The following is a 20,697-nucleotide window of genomic DNA, read 5'->3' as shown; positions in this document are numbered from 1 at the left end:
TCGCTCCTTCTTGTTAAAAAAGTACATGCTATATCATATGGAAGTTCGTCCTATTCGGAATAGGTCAATCACCATTAAATCAGTTTTCAATAAGAAAAACAGACTACCAAGGCAGTCTGTTTTTCTTATTTTGTCGATTCATGATGTTGGGTTTTGCCGTTATAAAATAATTTTTCAAGCTGGATCGGGTTTTCTTTTGCACTTAGCTCCAGAGCTTTTATCTTATATACAGAAGTTTTGCTGCCAAGCGAAGATCTGTATTTTTCTACGTGTGAACTTGAAAGTGCTTGTTCGTAATATCCCGGAACATATTTATCGAGCATTTTCTGCATGGCCTTGACCGCTTCGTCCAGATCTACAACTAATTCTGCTTCTCCAAAAACCATTACACTCATATAGGCAGTATCTGTCTTAGCAGGTACAGGGTGGGTTAGGGTGCCAAGGTTCGCACTCACCGAAAAACAAGCCTTGGCATTTTCCTCCATAATATTTACTTTTCTCCCTTCAGCTGCTCCGTGAAAATAAATCGACCCACCCAGCCAAACAAAATTAAGCGGGATTACATAAGGGGTGTTACCGTCTGCCAAACCTAAAAAACCGGTTTTCTCCTGTTCTAAAAAAAGATCGATTTTTTCTTGATCCTTGCATTCTAAAGCCCTTTGTCTCATTGGAATCATATTCTTTTCTCCTCACTATATTTTAGTGTTATACTCATTTTAAAAATGAATTGCCCTTGTTAAAAGAGACAGTATTACATAAATTTATAGGGACAGATGCGGAGGAAGATGTGGATATCATTCCCTTTATCAAAAAAGAAGACGTCAATCCAATGTATTTACAGCTCTATCAATATTTTCGCGAACAAATTGAAACAGGACAATTACCCGCAGGAACCAAACTGCCATCTATTCGGCAGCTTTCGCATACAACCAATATTAGTAAAAATACAGTCGAAATGGCGTATCAACAGCTTGTTGCGGAGGGGTATGTTGAAGGGAAAGAAAAAAAAGGGTTATTTGTTTTACAATTGGACGATTTTCATTTTAATGATAGACACAGTAAAACTCAGCCACTGCTGGAAAGTGTAAATGCGACCCAAAAAGAAAAAATTCAGATTGATTTCCAATATGGCGATATTGATTTGGAACATTTTCCGCATAAGACATGGAAAAAATGTTTAGTCGATGCATTGGAAAATCCTAGTCAAGAAGTTTTTTCTTATGGTAATAAAAAAGGGCATCTTGGACTGCGAAGTGAAATCGCGCATTATCTCTATCAAGCGCGAGGAGTAAAATGTTCCTCGGATCAGGTCATTCTCACTGCAGGGACGCAAACAGCCATTCAATTGTTATGTCAGCTTCTTTCGTTAAGAAATAACAGGGTAGCCATGGAGAATCCAGGATATGATGGGGTTCGGCGTGTTTTTGAAAGTCAAAATTGTCCTATCACCCCCATCTCGCTTGAAGAGGATGGGATCAAGATGGAAGAGTTGGAGAATAGTGCTGCCCTTTGTGCCTATGTGACCCCATCCCATCAGTTTCCATTGGGAATGGTGCTGCCCATTCAAAAACGAATTAAACTGTTGCAATGGGCAGAGAAAAATTCCAGTTATGTTATAGAAGATGATTATGATGGAGAATTTCGTTACCAAGGCCAGCCAATTCCGTCCTTAAAATCACTGGATACGAACGGGAACGTCATTTATCTTGGAACCTTTTCAAAGGCTTTTCTTCCTGCAGCTCGAATCAGTTATCTTGTGTTGCCAGAAAAATTACTGGAACGATTCCAAACTGACTATTCTTTTTACAATCAATCCGTTTCTCCCTTGATTCAGGAAGCACTTTATCGATTTATGAGAGATGGCTATTTTAGCCGACATATTCGAAAAATGAGGAAAATCTATCACTCGAAGCAAAAAGTGCTGTTAGCGGCTATCGATGAATACTTAGGAGAAAATGTCAAGGTGATTGGCCAAAAGGCGGGCCTGCATTTGCTGCTTGAATTTTACAATCTGGATACTAGGAAACTGGTGCAGCAGTCAGAAAAACTGGGAGTGCGGATTTACTTGACACAACAGTATTGGCATCAGACCGTACCTATCTCCAATCAGCCAATCATGATCGGGTATGGGGGATTATCTGAGGTAGGCATACAAGCTGGTATACAAAAATTGGCTGTTGCATTAAAGAATTGTTAAATCTCATGTCCGTGACAATATTCTACTAATATAGTGAAGAGTTTAACCAAGGCACCTGCTTGTACATATACTATTTTATATGGACAGGGGGGAGGTGCGGTTCAATTGGACATCAATAAAGACGGCATTAATATCGGAACTATTTCAGGTGGAATTGTTAATTTTGGCGGAGCAGTGATCATTTCCCCGATCTCCGTTACAAGGACAACCTCCGGTTCAGAGGAAGGAAGTTCTGCCAACCAACAAACAGCGACTGAGATTCTAAATTTAATAAGGACGATGCTTTAAAATTAGCATCGTCCTTATTTTTTAGTTTAGGAAGCTTTTACTTCGACACTCTGCGTAATAGCTTGTTTCTGCTTTGCTGGTTTAATAATATTGAACACAATATTTAAGAAAATAGCTGTTAAGCTTCCAGCAACAATTCCGCTGTTCGTAAGAATTTTTACACCATCCGGAAGATGTTTAAATAAATCAGGTACCGCCGTTACGCCTAATCCCATCCCGACTGAACAAGCGATAATCAGTAGGTTTTCTTGAGAAGTAAAATCAATTTTACTAAGCATCTTAATCCCAGAAGCAATCACCATACCAAACATGGCAATCATCGCACCGCCAAGAACAGATGTTGGAATAACGGTTGTTAACGCAGCGACTTTTGGTACAAAACCAAGAAATACAAGGATTCCAGCCATTGTGTAGATCACACTTTTGCTTTTTACACCTGAAAATTGAACAAGTCCCACGTTTTGTGAATATGTCGTATAGGGAAAAGAATTAAATAGAGCTCCAAGGATACTTGCGAGACCTTCCGCACGATACCCTTTCACTAAATCTTTTTCCGATAATTTTCTCCCAGTAATATCACTTAAAGCAAAGTATACACCTGATGACTCGATTAAGCTGACAATGGCTACCAAAGTCATGGTAATAATCGGTGCCAATTCAAAAGAAGGAGCTGCAAAGTGTAATGGGCTTACCATATGGAACCATGAAGCCTCACCAACAGATGCGAAGTTTACTTTCCCCATTAGTGCAGCGGCAATGGTACCGGCAATTAATCCCAACAAAATCGAAATCGAACGAATAAATCCTTTAGAGAAACGGTAAAGCAAGATAATAAACAATAAAGTCCCAAATGCAAGAGCAAGATTTGTTTGAGAACCAAAATCAGGACTGCCTTGTCCGCCGGCAACATTATTCATCGCAACCGGAATTAGTGTTAGGCCAATAATTGTAACTACCGACCCAGTTACAATAGGAGGGAAGAAACGAATCAATTTTCCGAAAAAACTGGCAATGAGAATGACAATTAAACCGGAAATCAAAATCGAACCGTAGATGGCAGATAGACCATATTGACTGCCAATCGCAATAATTGGTCCAACAGCGGTAAATGTACAACCAAGCACGATTGGAAGACCAATCCCGAAAAAGCGATTCTGCCACACCTGCAATAACGTTGCAATCCCGCTTGTAAGAATATCAAGCGATACGAGATATGCTAATTGTTTACCTGAAAAATGAAGGGCGCTGCCGATGATCAGAGGAACAATTACAGCTCCGGCATACATTGCCAATACATGTTGAATTCCTAAAGAGGCAACTTTAAAAGGATTTTGTTTCATTAGACTAACTCCTCCACTTTTTCATTTACAAATGTTACTTCTCCGTTTGATAGTTTGGCGATTCTTGCCAATGATTCAACCCTAAAACCAAGTTCCTTTAATTTTTCAGCACCAGGCTGGAAGGACTTTTCGATGACAATACCAATGCCAGCCACCTTGGCATTTGTCATTTCAACTAAATTGACTAATCCAAGTGCAGCCTCACCGTTTGCAATGAAGTCATCGATTATAAGGATTCGGTCTTCCTCGGATATATATTTTTTTGAAATGGAGATATCGTTAGATTCTTGTTTCGTAAAGGAATACACTCTTGTTGTCAGCATGGCTTCGAACAATGTTAAAGATTTGCTTTTTTTAGCAAAGATCACAGGAACATTCATATGCAATCCAGCCATTACAGCAGGAGCAATTCCTGAAGTTTCAATTGTCACAATTTTTGTTATTCCCTCATTGGCAAAAAGAGACGCAAATTCCTTGCCAATTTCGTTCATTAATTGGGGATCAATTTGATGATTCAAAAAGGAATCAACCTTTAAAACATTTTCATTAAGGGCATTCCCATCCGCTTTAATTCTTTCTTCCAATAATTTCATCGGTTAAACCTCCTAATAATAAAAGCCCAAAGGTCCGCTCACATCAAAATTGAGTGAGGCAATGACCTTTGGGCTTGAATTCCAAGAGGAAACAAGAGGTGCGCGATTCAGATAGAAAAGCGCGTTTCATTGCCCACTCATAGTCAGATTGTTTACGGCAATCCGGTAGAAACTTGCAGGCCATATTCCTGCGATTATATGAGTGAAACGGTTATAAATTTATTCACATTATAACCATGCCAAAAAGCTAAAATCAATCTTTTTTTGATAAAAAACGAATAATATTTTATTTTTAAAAAATATCGTTCGTGTTTGAAAACGTTTTTTTTAATTCTTAGGTAATGATTGAATATTCATTCATTTCCAGCTACTATATAAAGTGAGAAGGTTATTCTGAAAATTCCAAATTGAAAAGAGGGGTTAAAATGAACAAATCCATACCAGAAAAATGGTGGACTCAATTGCGCTTACCGATTATCTCTGCACCGATGTTCCTCGTATCTGGCCCTGATTTAGTCAAAAATTGCTGTTTGAATGGGATCATTGGTTCATTTCCAGCACCAAATGCACGGCCGATTGAAGTACTTGACCAATGGATGGGGCAATTAACCGCGGAATTAAAAGCGGCGAAAACGCAGGCTCCTGGCCGAAAAATAGCACCATGGGCGATGAACATGGTTGTACATAGCTCATATGAGAGACTGCTGGAGGAACTTGAATTAATTAAAAAACATCAGCCTCAGTTGGTTATCACCTCACTAGGCAGTCCGAAGATGGTCGTTGATATCGTTCATGAATATGGCGGTCTTGTTTTTTCAGATGTAAGTGATGTGAAATTTGCGAAAAAAGCAGCGGAAGCAGGAGTTGACGGACTGATTTTAGTGGCAAGCGGGGCAGGCGGGCATGCCGGTCAAATCAATGGCTTTGCTTTTGTAGATATAGTGCGCTCCTTTTGGGATGGAATCATCGTACTTGCCGGTGCGATTTCGACCGGAAAGGGAATACTAGCAGCACAGGCGGCGGGAGCAGACCTTGCCTATATGGGTACAAGATTCATTGTAGCAAAAGAAAGTATGGCCCGTGATGAATACCGAGAGATGCTAGTCGAAGCTACGCAAGAAGATATCATTTTGACAGACGCTTTTTCGGGGGTAAAGGCAAATATGTTAATTCCAAGCATTGTAAAAGCGGGACTTGATCCGGCTAAACTTGCGAAAAAAGAAAAAGTTGATTTTAATCATATGCAGCAGGAACCAAATGTCAAAGCATGGCGCGATATCTGGTCCGCAGGACATGGCGTCGGAGCAATTGATAAAATCGAAACGGCTGGAGAAATTATTGAACGGTTAGAAGTAGAATACCAAGATGCTCTTCAAAAGGTGAATAAAGCAGTTGAAAAATTATCCTTTCAAAAAGTGAAATAAATACGGGAAGAACCTATCCGAGCGGGTAGGTTCTTTTATTTTTTCTTTTTGACCATTTTTACGATCTTGTACCCTGGTTTTACTTTGACTTTTTTCGTTTCCGTATTTGTTTTTACCTGATACATGGTAAATTTTTTGGGCTGATTCTCTAAAAGGTCAATCTTTTTTACCGTTTCTTTACGGAAATGCTTATGTATTTTTTTTATTTGCTTATCCCGTTTTTCACCATAAAAAAAATCATACGTAAAAATGAATAAATAGATAAATACCCCACCAACAAGGATGGTATAGAGGATAGAAGAGAGAACTGGCACAAAAAACACCCTTTCTGTTACGTTCATTTGAGTAAGTTTATTATATCGTTTTTTCTATCCAATAAAATTATTTTTATATAATGAAAATTCAAAGGATTCCATTCAAATATTCTTCAAGCAAATATCCTGTTTTTGAAATGGTTACCCTATAGGAGTAAATAAAAAAATTTTTAAAAATTTGTCCTCTAGGTATGAACATTTCTAAAAAAGTATGATACAGTAATTAACAAGAATGCTTTTATACAGGCAATTAAGCTTGATTAATATGTCCGTGTCCAGTGGACAATTGTGCTTAGGATAACGACAAATAACCGTTGAGTTGATGAGGAGGTATAAAAATGTCCAGTCATATTTTGGAACATTTTTTAAATGAAAATCTTGAAGATTTAAAGGGAAAAGGTCTATACAATGTTATTGACCCTTTAGAAAGTCCAAATGGTCCTGTCATTACGATTAATGGGAAAGAGCTTGTGAATCTTTCTTCTAATAATTATTTAGGTTTAGCAACTGATGAGCGTTTGAAACAAGCTGCAAAAGAAGCAATCGAACAGTACGGTGTCGGAGCCGGTGCCGTCCGTACCATTAATGGTACGCTCAAGCTTCATGTAGAACTAGAGGAAAAATTAGCAGAATTTAAACATACAGAAGCAGCGATTGCCTATCAGTCTGGTTTTAACTGTAATATGGCAGCGATTTCAGCGGTTATGGATAAAAATGATGCGATTCTTTCAGACGAATTGAACCACGCCTCCATTATCGACGGCTGTCGGTTATCCAAAGCGAAAATTATCCGCTTTAACCACTCCGATATGGAAGATTTGCGGGCGAGAGCAAAAGAAGCAAAGGAATCAGGCCTTTACAATAAAATAATGGTCATTACAGATGGCGTATTCTCAATGGACGGTGATGTCGCTCTATTACCGGAAATCATAAAAATTGCTGAAGAATTTGATCTCATTACGTATGTCGATGATGCCCATGGATCAGGAGTACTTGGTGAGGGCGCCGGGACTGTAAAGCATTTCGGATTATCAGATAAAATTGATTTCCAAATCGGTACACTTTCAAAAGCAATTGGGGTAGTTGGCGGATATGTTGCTGGAAAGAAAAATTTAATCGACTGGTTAAAGGTTCGCAGCCGTCCATTCCTTTTTTCAACTTCCCTAACCCCTGCAGATGTTGCAGCGAGTAAAAAATCGATTGAAATTTTAATGGAAAGCACCGAGTTGAATCAAAAACTTTGGGAGAATGGAAATTACCTAAAAAAAGGCTTGAAGGCATTAGGGTTTAATATCGGTAACAGTGAAACACCAATCACTCCATGTATTATTGGGGACGAATCTTTAACGCAAGCATTTAGTAAACGTTTAAATGAAGAAGGCGTATATGCAAAAGCGATTGTATTCCCAACTGTACCACAGGGAACAGGCCGTGTTCGTAACATGCCAACTGCTGCCCATACCAAAGAAATGCTTGATAAAGCCATCTCCATTTATGAAAAAGTCGGTAAAGAAATGGGTGTCATTTAATTCTTCAAATTACATCATTGTGAAGAGGACGGGGGATTATCTATGAAAAAAATATTAATCACAGGAGCTTTGGGGCAAATTGGGTCAGAATTAACCACAAGGCTTAGAGAAATTTACGGGGTAGACAATGTAATTGCCACGGATATCAAAAAGAGCGACAACGTTAATTTCGAAAGTGGCCCCTTCGAAATTTTAGATGTAACGGACGGAAAACGGATGGTTGAAATTGCGAAAAAATATAATGTTGATACCATCATGCATTTAGCTGCGCTTTTATCCGCAACAGCGGAAGCAAAGCCATTGTTTGCTTGGAATTTAAATATGGGTGGGCTTATGAATGCGCTTGAAACAGCAAGAGAGGTAAATGCGCAATTTTTCACTCCAAGTTCCATTGGTGCATTCGGACCAACTACGCCTAAAGACCAAACACCCCAGGATACGATTATGCGGCCAACAACCATGTATGGGGTAAACAAAGTTGCTGGGGAGTTATTGGCTGATTACTATCACCAAAAGTTCGGAGTCGATACACGCGGCGTACGTTTCCCGGGATTAATTTCGTATGTAGCACTGCCTGGCGGCGGTACAACGGATTATGCAGTTGAAATCTATTATGAAGCAATTAAAAATGGCAGATATACCTCCTATATTGATAAAGGCACCTACATGGATATGATGTATATGCCGGATGCATTGAATGCCATCATCGATTTAATGGAAGCAGATTCTTCAAACCTGATTCACCGAAATGCCTTTAATGTCACAGCAATGAGTTTTGCACCCGAGGATATCGCGGCAAGTATCATGAAGTATATTCCAAACTTTAAAATGGCCTATAATCCAGACCCTGTCCGCCAAAAAATTGCTGATAGCTGGCCAAATTCAATTGATGCCACCGCTGCAAAACAAGAATGGGGCTTTAAATTTGAATATGATTTGGACAAAATGACCCAAGATATGATTGAAAAATTATCCCAAAAACTGCAAATAAGAAAGATGGCATAAATAAAAAGCGAAGCCTATGCTTCGCTTTTTATTTTTTTACATAAATTAATTTTTCTCTTTTTTCAGTGACACGTCCGATGATCGATGCTTGGGCAAGTCCATTAGTATAAAGATTTTCGATATATGTCCGTGCATCCTTTTCATTCAATGAAACCAGTAAACCACCAGAGGTAATGGCATCACAAAGAACAAGTTGTTCATCTGGATGGATTTCCTCATAAACAACATCATCCTGAAGCCATTTATGATTGGATTTAGATCCGCCTGGTACGACACCATCTTTAGCTAATTCAATGGCTCCTTCAAGGATTGGAACTTGGGAGAACGAAATTTCAAAGCTTACACCACTGCCTCGAGCCATTTCGCTGCCATGACCGAGCAGACCAAACCCAGTGACATCTGTTACAGCGTGTGGATGGAAGTTCGTTAAAACCTCTGCAGCCGTTTTGTTAAGCATCGCCATCGTTTCAGTTACTGCGTGTTCTTGTTCCATCGTAACAACATTTCTTTTAATTCCGGTTGTAAGAATACCCACACCGACTGGTTTGGTTAAAACAAGAACATCACCAGGTTGTGCACCGACATTTTTCCACACCTTATTCGGATGTACAATTCCAGTCACAGAGAGACCGAATTTCGGTTCTTGATCATCAATTGAGTGGCCGCCCACTGTTAGGGCACCTGATTCTTTCACCTTATCCGCAGCCCCCCTTAGAATTTCGGAAAGCATATCGGGCCCGAGCTTCTTAATCGGATAGCCAACAATATTCATAACGGTTTTCGGCTGTCCGCCCATGGCATATACATCACTTAATGCGTTCGCAGCCGCAATCTGCCCGAACATATAAGGGTCGTCCACGATTGGGGTAAAATAATCTAGGGTTTGAATGAGGGCGATCGAGTCTGTTAATTGAAATACTCCGGCATCGTCGGATGTTTCATGTCCAACAAGTAATTCCGGAACAGGATCTTGTTTTGGCAATAGACGCAAGACTTGCGCCAGGTCCTCAGGACCAATTTTGCAGCCTCAGCCAGCTTTTGTTGACAATGAGGTTAGGCGAATTTTCTCTTGTTCACTCATACTGTCCACCTCCATCTACCTAGTATAACTCTTTCAGGTTATTTGCGCACGAATGGTGCAAAATAATTGCTGTAATCTAAGGGATAAGGTAGAATATTTTTACTATCTTGATGTAGCAAAATAGGAGGTCCGTATGAAAAATTATCAAGTAATTGTTGAATTTTGCATGCAATGAAACTTCGCACCAAAAGCTGCGAGTTTCGCGGAAGAGCTATTTACCCACTTTAATCGAAATATTAAAAAGATGGAATTAATACCTGCTTCGGGAGGGGTTTTTGAAGTTACCGTTGATGGAATAAAAATATATTCCAAGGATGAAACAGGTGTCTTTCCTGATACAGACGAAATCATCAAAACAATCGAAAGCATGTAAAAAAAGCTCTCAAATCCATAGAAGATGGATTTGAGAGCTTTTTAATTGCTAGTAATAGTATTATGTAAACTGCAACAAAAAAAGAAAAACGGTTACGGAAGTGTAATAAATCGATTGTTTCCTGCACCTTTATCTATTTTGGAGATAAATATTTCTAAAATTCCATTTTGAAAAAAGGCACAGACTTTCTGATTTTTAATCGGAAAGGGGAAGTCAATGGTTCTTATCTTTTTGATGTTTGTAGAGAGAGTTTGTTTTAGTGCCGTTATAATGAGCTTCATATCCTCCACTTTTACGGAAAGTTCCGCAGCTTCAAAATCATCCAAAACGGCCTCCACAATCCAGTCTTTTTCTGTTTCATAAAGATCAATCCGGAACTGGGTCATGTCACAATAGGTGGTTAATGGGTCTAAAAAGTAATTTTCTAACCATTTTTCCATTTGTTCCAAATCGTAACATTGTTCATCTTTCTTTCTATTCAAAGCGATTCCCCCTTGCTTGGTTTATTTTATTCAAACTGTCGTGAAATGTGAAAAATGCTATAATAGGTAAAAAGTAGGGAAATAAAGGAGTTAACATCGTGAAACAATGGCTACGTTCGATCCCAGCTGTTCATGAATTGCAGAACCACCCGCAATTTTTAACCCTCCTTGAAGAGCGGGGTTTTGATTTTAATCAATTAACGAAGCAGTTAAAAGAGGTATTGGAGCAAATAAGAAATGAATTGTTACATGAAACATGGCAGGGTGCATTGCCTGGTTCAGGCACGTTTATTGATGAGGTATTTTTTTGTCTTAAAGGAAAAATTGAAAAACAATTCACCTATACATTAAAAAAAGTCATTAATGCTACAGGAACGATCTTACATACAAATCTTGGCCGAGCAAGGCTCAGTGAACATGCAATCGAGCATGTAGTGGAAACCGCACGGAACTACTCTAATCTTGAGTTTTTAATAGAAGAAGGAAAACGCGGTTCCCGTCATACTCATGTTGAAGCCCTGTTAAAAGAAATCACAGGTGCTGAAGCAGTGATGGTAGTAAATAATAATGCAGCTGCCGTTTATTTGGTGTTATCTGCGTTTGCAAAAAACAAAGAGGTTATCGTATCACGCGGTCAACTCGTTGAAATAGGCGGTTCCTTTCGCATTTCTTCGATTATGGAGGAAAGCGGTGCTAGGCTTGTAGAAGTAGGAACGACGAATAAAACCCATTTGTTCGACTATGAAAAGGCAATTACTCCTGACACTTCGATTGTTATGAAGGTTCATACGAGTAATTTTAAGGTAATTGGTTTTACAAAATCTGTTGCAACAGAGGAACTAATTCAGTTAACTAAAAATCACGAACAGATTATTTTCTACGAAGACTTAGGCAGCGGTGCTCTTTTTGATTTCCGAAAACACGGGATAGGAGAGGAACCTCTTGTAAAAGAATTGATTGCGATGGGTGCGGATCTTTTAACCTTTAGTGGAGATAAACTGCTTGGCGGGCCGCAAGCGGGAATAATTGCCGGCAAAAAAGAACTAATCGATCAATTAAAAAAACATCAGCTGGCTAGAGTGGTTCGGGTGGATAAGATGACTTTGGCGGCTTTAGAGGGCACATTACTGGATTATGTCCGGGGAGAAATGGGGCTGCAGCATATCCCGACAATCCGTGATTTACTTGTTTCTGTCACTGAATTAGACGAAAGATCCCAGGAATTTGTTTCGCAGCTTTTAGCAAGGACAAGTCAATTTTATGTAAAAATTTTTCCGGGTAGCAGTCAAGTAGGCGGGGGCACTATGCCTGATGTCGAGCTACCGACAATGGTTATTGCATTAAAGCATAAAACATTATCAGCTGAACAACTTGGTAGAAAATTGCGAACCGAATCAGAACCTGCAATTATCGGACGGATTCACAATGATGAGTTTTTAATTGATTTACGAACTGTCACACCTGAAGAAGAAGGTTTCATTTTAATCGCTTTAACGGCAGGAGACCCCTCTTAAGAAAAAGGGGTCTTTTTAAACTACATATCATGGTGCGAGTTATGTTTGGCCCGTGTATGATTGCGATTCTTCACTTTATGAGAACCACTCATCGGCTCAGGCTGGCCGGATTGTTTTGGAGCATTTTTACGCATATCTTTGCCATCGTTTTTGTTTACCATTTTTTCATCCCTCCTACTCATTAGGATGCTGTGAAGACCATTTTTTCATGCCTGAATATTTTTTTTGGTTCTGTGCAATTTAACGGTAAATAAAATGAAGGGGTGAAACATAAATATGCAAAAAAATCCTTACCATAAGGACAAACAACAGGCTTTCCAGGCTGCCCAGCAGGGATATGAAAATGCTCAAGGTCTTTATTATGATATTGTTACCGATAGTGCAAGCTACGGTCATCAGCTGAAGCATTTGAAAGATGAAGTGAATGAAGCTTATCAGCAAATTGAAAATGCATTAGAAGTTGCCTCTGAACACCAAAGAGCCCAGCTGGAACGCTTCCAGCAGGATCTTCAATCAATGGTTTCAGAAGTAAACCAATAAAAATAGAAAAAATAAAAGCAGGGGGGAGACCTCCTGCTTTTACTGATTCTTCTTACGCTTTTTATTGTTCATTCTTTCTTTTACTGTCAATGGCTCATTTGCCATTTCTTCATTAAATCCTGCCCCTTGTCCTTGAGCACTGGCTGCATTTGCACCCGGAATGACATGATTCGCCTTGCGTTTTCCCATACCAACCACCTCCTTATCTGTTAATATTTCCTTTGGATCTAAAAACATGACATCAAAAAGTTTTTTTGACATAATAATAACGAATACAAAGAATTCCCGACAAATGAGAATCATCTTAGCCCTATAACATTTTCAAAATATTTCGAACTCTTTTTATGAAAGAGTATAAGAAAAACTTATCGACTACAATAACTTTCTTGATATTTACTTATGTTAAAGGTTGTATTAAGATAAGAATTGTGAGAAAAGTTGGGGTAAAAGGGAATATTCACACTTTTCGTTTATTTTTGTATTTAGTTAAGAATGAGGGGGTTAAACTCATGGTAAAAAATGATGTTTTTAACGCAAAATCTTCTTTTGAAGCAAACGGTAAACGTTATCACTATTATCGTTTAAATGCATTAGAAGAAGCTGGTATTGGAAAGGTTTCGAAATTACCTTATTCCATAAAAGTACTACTTGAATCAGTACTTCGCCAATATGATGGCCGTGTTATTACAAAAGAGCATGTTGAAAACTTAGCAAAATGGGGAACAAACGAGTTAAAAGAAGTAGATGTTCCATTTAAACCAGCTCGTGTTATTCTTCAAGACTTCACAGGCGTTCCCGCTGTTGTTGACCTTGCTTCCTTAAGAAAAGCAATGGCTGATCTTGGCGGAGACCCAGACAAAATTAATCCAGAAAAAACAGTTGACCTTGTTATCGACCACTCTGTACAAGTAGATGCATATGGTTCAGCGGATTCATTAAGAATTAACATGGATTATGAATTTGAACGTAATGCTGAGCGCTACCAATTCTTAAGCTGGGCACAAAAATCCTTCAACAACTACCGTGCCGTTCCGCCAGCAACTGGTATTGTTCACCAAGTAAACTTAGAGTTCTTAGCAGATGTTGTTCATGTAGCAAATGTAGACGGGGAATTAGAAACTTACCCAGATACTTTAGTAGGTACGGACTCTCATACAACCATGATCAATGGCCTTGGCGTACTTGGCTGGGGTGTCGGCGGTATCGAGGCTGAAGCAGGAATGCTTGGACAGCCTTCATATTTCCCTGTTCCTGAAGTGGTTGGTGTTAAATTAGTAGGTGAGCTTCCAAACGGTGCAACAGCAACTGACCTTGCTCTTAAAGTAACACAAGTACTTCGTAAGCATGGTGTAGTTGGTAAATTCGTAGAATATTTCGGACCTGGTGTATCTACATTACCACTTGCTGACCGCGCTACCATTGCAAACATGGCTCCTGAATATGGTGCAACATGTGGTTTCTTCCCAATCGATGGGGAATCCCTTGAATACTTACGCCTAACTGGCCGTGATGCAGAACAAATTAATGTAGTAGAACAATATTGCAAAGCAAACGGATTATTCTTTGATCCATCTGTTGAGCCTGTTTATACAAGTGTAATCGAAATCGACCTTTCTGAGATTGAAGCGAATCTTTCTGGTCCTAAGCGTCCACAAGATTTAATTCCTCTTTCAAAAATGAAAGAAGAGTTCGTTAAAGCGGTATCTGCTCCTCAAGGAAACCAAGGCTTTGGCTTACAAGCTGACGAACTTGAGAAATCTGCAACCATTAAGTTTAACAATGGCGACGAAGCAGATATTAAAACAGGTGCAGTTGCAATTGCATCAATTACAAGCTGTACAAATACATCTAACCCATACGTTCTAGTTGGCGCAGGACTTGTTGCGAAGAAAGCTGTTGAACTTGGAATGGAAGTTCCTAAGTTTGTAAAAACTTCTTTAGCACCAGGATCTAAAGTTGTAACTGGTTACCTTCGCGATTCCGGTTTACTTCCATACTTAGAGCAAATCGGTTTCAACCTTGTTGGTTACGGCTGTACCACATGTATCGGTAACTCCGGTCCATTAAAAGAAGAAATCGAAAAAACAATCGCTGAAAACGATCTATTAGTTACTTCTGTACTTTCAGGTAACCGTAACTTTGAAGGCCGGATTCATCCGCTTGTAAAAGCAAACTACCTTGCTTCACCACCACTAGTTGTTGCATATGCACTTGCTGGTACAGTGAACATTGACTTTGCTAACGAGCCAATCGGAAAAGATAAAAATGGCAACGATGTATTCTTCAAGGATGTTTGGCCATCTACTGCTGAAGTAAATGATGTTGTTAAACGTACGGTTACACCAGAACTATTCCGTAGAGAATATGAAAATGTCTTTGGTGACAACGAACGTTGGAATGAAATCAAAACAAGTAATGAGCCATTATATACTTGGGATGAAGATTCTACTTACATTGCAAATCCTCCATTCTTTGAGGGATTATCACCAGAGCCTGGCAAAGTAGAACCATTAACAGGTCTTCGTATTGTTGGTAAGTTCGGCGATTCTGTAACAACTGACCATATTTCACCTGCAGGAGCTATTGGTAAAAATACTCCAGCTGGTAAATATTTATTAGAAAAAGGCGTTCAGCCACGTGACTTTAACTCTTACGGTTCTCGCCGTGGTAACCATGAAGTGATGATGCGCGGAACATTTGCGAACATCCGTATTCGTAACCAAATTGCTCCTGGCACAGAAGGCGGCTTCACAACTTACTGGCCAACTGGCGAAGTTACATCGATCTACGATGCTTGCATGAAGTACAAAGAAAACGGAACTGGCCTAATGGTTGTTGCCGGTAAAGATTACGGTATGGGCTCTTCACGTGACTGGGCTGCAAAAGGTACAAACCTTTTAGGCATCAAAACAGTTCTTGCTGAAAGCTTTGAGCGTATCCACCGTTCTAACCTAGTGTTAATGGGCGTACTTCCACTTCAATTTAAAGAAGGCGACAACGCTGAAACTCTTGGTTTAACTGGTAAAGAAACATTCGAAGTACAAGTTGACGAAAACGTAAAACCACGTGATCTTCTAAAAGTTACAGCGACTGATGAAGCTGGTAACAAGAAAGAATTCGAAGTAGTTGTACGTTTCGACTCTGAAGTTGAAATCGACTACTACCGTCACGGCGGTATCCTACAAATGGTATTACGTGAAAAATTACAAGAAGCGTAATCGTATGTTAAAACCACCATGCCCAATCAGGCATGGTGGTTTTTTACAAGAATTTAATTGACAATTTCAAAGAGAATACCATAATATAGTATTAATAAACGAAAAGGAATGATAAAGAGGCATGAAGTTTTAATCTTATGATTCAGCTCATATTTCGAATAACCGAAAAATGATGAACCTGAAGAATAGGATTATTCTGTCCTTTTTACGTCCATAATTTGATTTTACCCTTAAATGCCTTAAAAGTTTTTCTGCGCATTTTTTGGGGACTTCTTATGGTTGTGACAAAACTCTCTTCAGGTTCATTGAAGGGAGTTTTTTTATGTTTAATGAGTCCATGACGGTCTTAAAGGCAACAGGAATAGAAAAAAGTTTTGGTGTAAGGAAAATATTTGACCAAGTTGATTTTGAGATAAAAAAAGGAGAAAGAATCGGTTTAGTCGGCTATAACGGGACAGGAAAGACTTCACTAGCGAATTTAATTTTAGGACGGTTAAAACCGGACAAGGGAACAGTTGAAATCGCGAAGTATTGTAAGATTGGTTTTCTCTCACAATCCATTGATTATGAATTTACGAATTTTGGCAGTTCCCTGATGGAGAAAAATGATTTATACGAACATACAAGTGGGCTTGGCCTTGGAAAGGTCTATGATTGGGAGGAACGCCGGTTAGAGCATTTAAGTGGCGGTGAGAAGTTAAAGCTTGCACTATCTCTGATTTGGTCCGGAAAGCCTGATTTTTTAATCCTAGACGAACCGACCAATCATTTAGATTTAAAAGGGATTAATTGGTTAGTTTCTGAATTGAAAAAATTTCAGGGACCGGTATTAATTATCTCACACGATCGTTATTTTTTAGATAAAACTGTAAATCGAATTTTGGAAATAGAAAATAAGAAACTTAAATTTTACAACGGAAATTATCGTGAATATCGTAAGGAAAAACAAAAACAGACGGAGGACCAGATTCATAAATACACCGTTCAGCAGAAGAAGCAGGAAAAAATTGAATTGCAAATGGACCAATTAAAATCTTGGTCTGATCAGGCTCACCAGAATTCAACAAAGCAGGGAAGGGATTTTGGTTTAAAGGAACATCACCGCGTTAAGGCGAAAAAGCGCGATAGTCAGGTCAAATCGAAGATGAAACGGCTGCAAAATGAATTAAGTAAAAATAAAATTGAGAAACCAGTGGAAGAAGCAGAGATTCGCTTTCAGTTTGAAGCCGAAGGAAATAGGGGGAAACGAATCATTGAGGTAAAGGATTTAGGGAAGAGCTATGAGAATCGGACCCTCTTTCGAGACGCTAATTTCTATATAAACTACGGGGAACGAATCGGATTGTTTGGCGAAAATGGCTGCGGGAAAACCACATTAATTCGAATGGTTTTAGACCAAGAAACGCCTTCTCAAGGGACGGTTTGGAAAAGTGACTCGATTAAAATTGCTTATCTTAGTCAGGATGTTCATGACCTTCCAGAAGAAAAAACAGCGATTGAAGCATTAGGCCTTACGGAGCGGCAAGATCTTTACCGTGCTAGAACCTTATTAGCCAATCTTGGATTAAAAGAGGAACTCATCACCAAGCCGATTGCCACCCTTAGTTTAGGTGAGCGTACAAGAGTGAAATTGGTTGATATGCTAATGAAAGAATATGATGTTCTTATCCTTGATGAACCAACCAATCATCTTGATTTGCCCAGCAGAGAGCAGCTAGAAAAAACATTAAGTGAGTTTACCGGAACCATTTTGACTGTGTCTCATGATCATTATTTTCTCAATAAAATATGCGATAAGCTTTTAGTTTTTGAAAATCAAAAAATTCAGCGCCTTGAAATGAAACCAGAAGAATATCTGAATAAGGAAAAGACCACTGAAAATGTCAGTAAAAAAGAAGCATTAATGGTCATTGAGAATCGGTTAGCAACCGTCCTTGGGGAATTATCACTGCTTGATCAAAGTCATCCCAATTATGTTCAATTGGATTGTGAATTCAAAGAGCTTTTAGCCCAAAAAAAGGAACTTACCAGGTAATTTTCAAGCAATTCAACCAATTAAAAGGATAATGAAAAGTCTTGCATCTATCGAAGATATTGATAAAATTACAAGGGTAGCTATCATTCATGAAAATCGTGTATTTGTTTAGATTAAAGAGGAGATGGGTTAAACATGACAGAAACATTTTTACAATCAGTTTTCTTCGAAAATGGTGTATTGAAAATACTTGACCAAACAAAAATTCCTAATGTAACGGAATTTCTAGAGATTACAAAAATCGAAGATGCCTGGGATGCCATAAAGCAATTAAAGGTTCGCGGAGCACCTGCCATCGGGATTGCTGCTGCGTATGGTTTATTGCTCGGAATAAAGGATGCGCCAGAACATTCCTTTGATGATTTTTATACTGTTTTTAAAAAGCATTCAGATTACCTGGCGACCTCAAGACCAACGGCAGTGAATTTATTCTGGGCGCTTAAAAGGATGAATGAGAGGGTTCAAAAGGAAAAAGCACATCCTGTAGCACAAATAAAGGAAGCACTTGAACAGGAGGCACACTTCATTCGAAACGAAGATGAGGAAGTTTGCCGGACCATTGGTGAGCATGCGCTAACCCTTTTACATGACGGGATGGGCATCCTTACCCACTGTAATGCAGGCGGAATTGCCACAGCACGGTACGGTACAGCACTTGCGCCGCTTTATTTAGCAAAAGAACAAGGCTGGGATATAAAAGTATTCGCCGATGAAACTCGCCCACTTCTGCAAGGAGCACGCTTAACGGCATGGGAACTGATGCAAGCAGGAATTGATGTAACCTTAATAACTGATAATATGGCGGCAATGGTTATGCAAAAAGGCTGGGTACAGGCGGTAATCGTCGGCTGTGACCGTGTAGCCGCAAATGGTGATGTCGCGAATAAAATTGGCACGTATGGAGTTGCCCTGCTTGCAAAGGCCCATAATATACCTTTTTATGTTGCTGCTCCGATTTCAACCATCGACTTAGAAACGAAAACAGGTGCTGATATTCCAATCGAAGAAAGGGATGCATCAGAAATTACTGAGGGCTTTGGGAAAAGAACTGCTCCTGAGGGTGTAAAAGTATTCAACCCGGCATTTGATGTGACACCGCACGAATTCGTTACAGCTATTATTACAGAAAAGGGCATACTATTAGGTAACTACGAAGAAGAGCTTCCAAAACTTTTTCAATGATAAAGAACGGAAGGCAGGGTGCCGATGATTACGGAAATTAAATTTAAGCAGCAAATATGTGAAATCGGAAAAAGGGTTTATCAAAAAGGCTTTGTTGCCGCCAATGACGGAAACATTTCCACTCGTATCAGCGAGAACGAATTCCTCATTACACCTACCGGGATGAGTAAAGGGTATATGACGCCGGAAATGATTGTGAAGGTCGATGGACAGGGAAATGTTCTTGAAGGGGATTTTAAACCCACTTCCGAAATGAAAATGCATCTGCTTGTTTATCGTGAACGTCCAGACGTACATTCTGTTGTTCATGTTCACCCACCTTATGCAACCGCGTTTGCGATTGCCGGAATCCCGCTTGATCAAGCCATTATGCCCGAATCGGTTGTTTACTTAGGGAAGATTCCGATAGCGGAATATGGTACACCATCAACGGAGGAAATCCCAGATGCCGTTAAAAAGCATGTGCATACCCATCAAGGGGTGCTTCTCGAAAATCACGGCGCCCTGACATGGGGAACAAGTTTAGAGCATGCCTATTATTTGATGGAATCACTTGAATTTAGCGCAAAAATAAATTGGATTAGTAAACAAATTAGTGGTGATCGTGAACTATCGAAAAAGCACGTACAGAGACTTGTGGATATGAAAAGGGCAATGGGAATCATGGGCGAAACACCAATAGGTTCTGACGCTCCTCAAGGTTCCCACGCCATTAAAAAATCAAAGGGTGTAGAATACACATTATCTGAACATGATTTAAATTTGATTGTTGAAAAGGTATCGAAAAATGTGATAGAAGCTTTAAAAATACAGAATTAAAGCAAGCCACCTGAGCTTGCTTTTTCTTTTGAACAGGAAATGTTCACAGATTTGGCATATCCAATCTTTGTTTCAACAGAGTTTATAGTGTAAAATCGAAATAGCACAACATTGGGACAAAGGAGGTTTCGGGGATGGTTAAAAAAGTAATTGCCGCAGTCGTATTAATCACTTTGCTTACAGTAGCAATTGTTCAAGCGATGGATAAAAAGGCAGAACCCGAAAGCACAACAACACAAACAACTGCTCAAGATGGACTGAAAGTCGGGGCACAAGCACCTAATTTTGAATTAAAAACCCTTGCAGGTGATAAAATTAAGCTTTCTGATTTAAGAGGAAAGAAAGTCATGCTAAATTTCTGGGCTACCTGGTGCCCTCCTTGTAAAGCAGAAATGCCTGCTATGGAAAAATTCTATAAAGAAAAAGATAAAGACCTTGTTATTCTTGCCGTTAATATTGATCCGCAATTAGATGTCAAAGGTTTTGTTAATAAAAATAAAATTACGTTCCCAATTCTTCTTGATGCGGACGATCATGTAAATGAGACATATCAAATTTTATCAATACCCACAACGTATTTTATTAACAGAAAAGGAATAATTGAAAATAAATTTACCGGTGGAATGGAATTAGCCCAAATGAAACAATTTGCAAACAAGTTACATTAAAACATTGGCCAACTAGCCAATGTTTTTCTTTTAGCTGTTTTAAAAAATAAAATTTTCAAAAAGTTGTAATAATTTCATCGGTTTTCGGGAATAAT

The 20,697-nt window shown here is 39.1% G+C and carries 21 protein-coding genes and 1 riboswitch; of the genes, 13 read left to right on the top strand and 8 right to left on the bottom strand.

Annotated features, from left to right (window positions below):
• Nucleotides 1–125: 125 nt before the first annotated feature.
• Nucleotides 126–677, bottom strand: coding sequence for a pyridoxamine 5'-phosphate oxidase family protein (locus M028_RS0125825; protein ID WP_026576432.1), 552 nt, complete (start codon nucleotides 675–677; stop codon nucleotides 126–128).
• A gap of 110 nt (nucleotides 678–787) precedes the next feature.
• Between M028_RS0125825 and pdxR the strand changes: the two genes are divergently transcribed.
• A complete protein-coding gene (gene pdxR, locus M028_RS0125820; RefSeq protein ID WP_035424707.1) occupies nucleotides 788–2,197 on the top strand; it encodes a MocR-like pyridoxine biosynthesis transcription factor PdxR in 1,410 nt (469 codons plus the stop codon).
• Nucleotides 2,198–2,302: 105 nt separating this feature from the next.
• Nucleotides 2,303–2,485 carry a hypothetical protein gene (locus M028_RS31080; protein WP_035424705.1) on the top strand — a complete coding sequence of 61 codons (183 nt, stop codon included), beginning with the start codon at nucleotides 2,303–2,305 and terminating at the stop codon, nucleotides 2,483–2,485.
• A gap of 26 nt (nucleotides 2,486–2,511) precedes the next feature.
• Here M028_RS31080 and M028_RS0125810 read toward each other — a convergent pair whose 3' ends face one another.
• Nucleotides 2,512–3,825, bottom strand: coding sequence for a nucleobase:cation symporter-2 family protein (locus tag M028_RS0125810; protein WP_026576430.1), 1,314 nt, complete (start codon nucleotides 3,823–3,825; stop codon nucleotides 2,512–2,514).
• Nucleotides 3,825–4,418, bottom strand: coding sequence for a xanthine phosphoribosyltransferase (locus M028_RS0125805; protein ID WP_026576429.1), 594 nt, complete (start codon nucleotides 4,416–4,418; stop codon nucleotides 3,825–3,827). The genes M028_RS0125810 and M028_RS0125805 overlap by 1 nt, the downstream gene beginning before the upstream one ends.
• Nucleotides 4,419–4,538: 120 nt before the next feature.
• A riboswitch (purine riboswitch) is annotated at nucleotides 4,539–4,640 on the bottom strand.
• Nucleotides 4,641–4,843: 203 nt separating this feature from the next.
• On the opposite strand from M028_RS0125805, the gene M028_RS0125800 reads away from it, so the two are divergent.
• Nucleotides 4,844–5,842 carry an NAD(P)H-dependent flavin oxidoreductase gene (locus M028_RS0125800; protein ID WP_026576428.1) on the top strand — a complete coding sequence of 333 codons (999 nt, stop codon included), beginning with the start codon at nucleotides 4,844–4,846 and terminating at the stop codon, nucleotides 5,840–5,842.
• Nucleotides 5,843–5,877: 35 nt separating this feature from the next.
• Here the strand turns inward: M028_RS0125800 and M028_RS0125795 are convergent, their stop codons facing one another.
• Entirely contained in the window at nucleotides 5,878–6,156 is a 279-nt protein-coding gene (locus M028_RS0125795; protein ID WP_026576427.1) for a hypothetical protein, read from the bottom strand.
• A gap of 338 nt (nucleotides 6,157–6,494) precedes the next feature.
• Here M028_RS0125795 and M028_RS0125790 point away from each other — a divergent pair, with 338 nt between their 5' ends.
• Together M028_RS0125790 and M028_RS0125785 are read left to right on the top strand one after the other, a co-directional pair.
• Nucleotides 6,495–7,685, top strand: a complete 1,191-nt coding sequence (locus tag M028_RS0125790; protein ID WP_026576426.1) for a glycine C-acetyltransferase — start codon at nucleotides 6,495–6,497, stop codon at nucleotides 7,683–7,685.
• A 42-nt stretch (nucleotides 7,686–7,727) separates the two neighbouring features.
• Nucleotides 7,728–8,690 (top strand): L-threonine 3-dehydrogenase, encoded by a 963-nt coding sequence (locus M028_RS0125785; protein WP_026576425.1) that lies wholly within the window; start codon nucleotides 7,728–7,730, stop codon nucleotides 8,688–8,690.
• A gap of 28 nt (nucleotides 8,691–8,718) precedes the next feature.
• Here M028_RS0125785 and selD read toward each other — a convergent pair whose 3' ends face one another.
• On the bottom strand, nucleotides 8,719–9,771 hold the full coding sequence (selD, locus tag M028_RS0125780; protein ID WP_081810891.1) for a selenide, water dikinase SelD: 1,053 nt from the start codon (nucleotides 9,769–9,771) through the stop codon (nucleotides 8,719–8,721).
• A gap of 133 nt (nucleotides 9,772–9,904) precedes the next feature.
• On the opposite strand from selD, the gene M028_RS33995 reads away from it, so the two are divergent.
• Complete coding sequence (locus M028_RS33995) at nucleotides 9,905–10,144, top strand: Rdx family protein (protein ID WP_419180536.1); 240 nt, start codon at nucleotides 9,905–9,907, stop codon at nucleotides 10,142–10,144.
• Nucleotides 10,145–10,236: 92 nt separating this feature from the next.
• Here M028_RS33995 and M028_RS0125770 read toward each other — a convergent pair whose 3' ends face one another.
• Nucleotides 10,237–10,626, bottom strand: a complete 390-nt coding sequence (locus M028_RS0125770; protein WP_026576422.1) for an Hsp20/alpha crystallin family protein — start codon at nucleotides 10,624–10,626, stop codon at nucleotides 10,237–10,239.
• A gap of 98 nt (nucleotides 10,627–10,724) precedes the next feature.
• Here M028_RS0125770 and selA point away from each other — a divergent pair, with 98 nt between their 5' ends.
• Nucleotides 10,725–12,140, top strand: coding sequence for an L-seryl-tRNA(Sec) selenium transferase (gene selA, locus M028_RS0125765; protein WP_026576421.1), 1,416 nt, complete (start codon nucleotides 10,725–10,727; stop codon nucleotides 12,138–12,140).
• A gap of 20 nt (nucleotides 12,141–12,160) precedes the next feature.
• Here selA and M028_RS0125760 read toward each other — a convergent pair whose 3' ends face one another.
• Complete coding sequence (locus tag M028_RS0125760; RefSeq protein ID WP_026576420.1) at nucleotides 12,161–12,301, bottom strand: small acid-soluble spore protein P; 141 nt, start codon at nucleotides 12,299–12,301, stop codon at nucleotides 12,161–12,163.
• Nucleotides 12,302–12,416: 115 nt separating this feature from the next.
• On the opposite strand from M028_RS0125760, the gene M028_RS0125755 reads away from it, so the two are divergent.
• A complete protein-coding gene (locus M028_RS0125755) occupies nucleotides 12,417–12,680 on the top strand; it encodes a hypothetical protein (RefSeq protein WP_026576419.1) in 264 nt (87 codons plus the stop codon).
• 39 nt (nucleotides 12,681–12,719) lie between these two features.
• Here M028_RS0125755 and sspO read toward each other — a convergent pair whose 3' ends face one another.
• On the bottom strand, nucleotides 12,720–12,869 hold the full coding sequence (gene sspO, locus M028_RS0125750) for a small acid-soluble spore protein O (RefSeq protein ID WP_026576418.1): 150 nt from the start codon (nucleotides 12,867–12,869) through the stop codon (nucleotides 12,720–12,722).
• Between the two features lie 320 nt (nucleotides 12,870–13,189).
• Between sspO and acnA the strand changes: the two genes are divergently transcribed.
• The 5 genes from acnA (at nucleotide 13,190) to M028_RS0125725 (ending at nucleotide 20,602) form a co-directional block, all read left to right on the top strand.
• Nucleotides 13,190–15,898, top strand: coding sequence for an aconitate hydratase AcnA (acnA, locus tag M028_RS0125745; RefSeq protein WP_026576417.1), 2,709 nt, complete (start codon nucleotides 13,190–13,192; stop codon nucleotides 15,896–15,898).
• A 322-nt stretch (nucleotides 15,899–16,220) separates the two neighbouring features.
• Nucleotides 16,221–17,933, top strand: coding sequence for a ribosomal protection-like ABC-F family protein (gene abc-f / locus M028_RS0125740; RefSeq protein WP_035424699.1), 1,713 nt, complete (start codon nucleotides 16,221–16,223; stop codon nucleotides 17,931–17,933).
• A 135-nt stretch (nucleotides 17,934–18,068) separates the two neighbouring features.
• Nucleotides 18,069–19,115, top strand: a complete 1,047-nt coding sequence (gene mtnA, locus M028_RS0125735; RefSeq protein ID WP_026576415.1) for an S-methyl-5-thioribose-1-phosphate isomerase — start codon at nucleotides 18,069–18,071, stop codon at nucleotides 19,113–19,115.
• 24 nt (nucleotides 19,116–19,139) lie between these two features.
• Entirely contained in the window at nucleotides 19,140–19,934 is a 795-nt protein-coding gene (locus M028_RS0125730; RefSeq protein WP_026576414.1) for a class II aldolase/adducin family protein, read from the top strand.
• A gap of 134 nt (nucleotides 19,935–20,068) precedes the next feature.
• Nucleotides 20,069–20,602, top strand: a complete 534-nt coding sequence (locus tag M028_RS0125725) for a redoxin domain-containing protein (protein ID WP_026576413.1) — start codon at nucleotides 20,069–20,071, stop codon at nucleotides 20,600–20,602.
• Nucleotides 20,603–20,697 lie beyond the last annotated feature (95 nt).

It is taken from the genome of Bacillus sp. UNC438CL73TsuS30, from assembly GCF_000482325.1.
In the GTDB taxonomy this organism is placed as follows: Bacteria; Bacillota; Bacilli; order Bacillales; family Cytobacillaceae; genus Neobacillus.
This window is presented reverse-complemented; position numbering and strand designations above follow the sequence as displayed.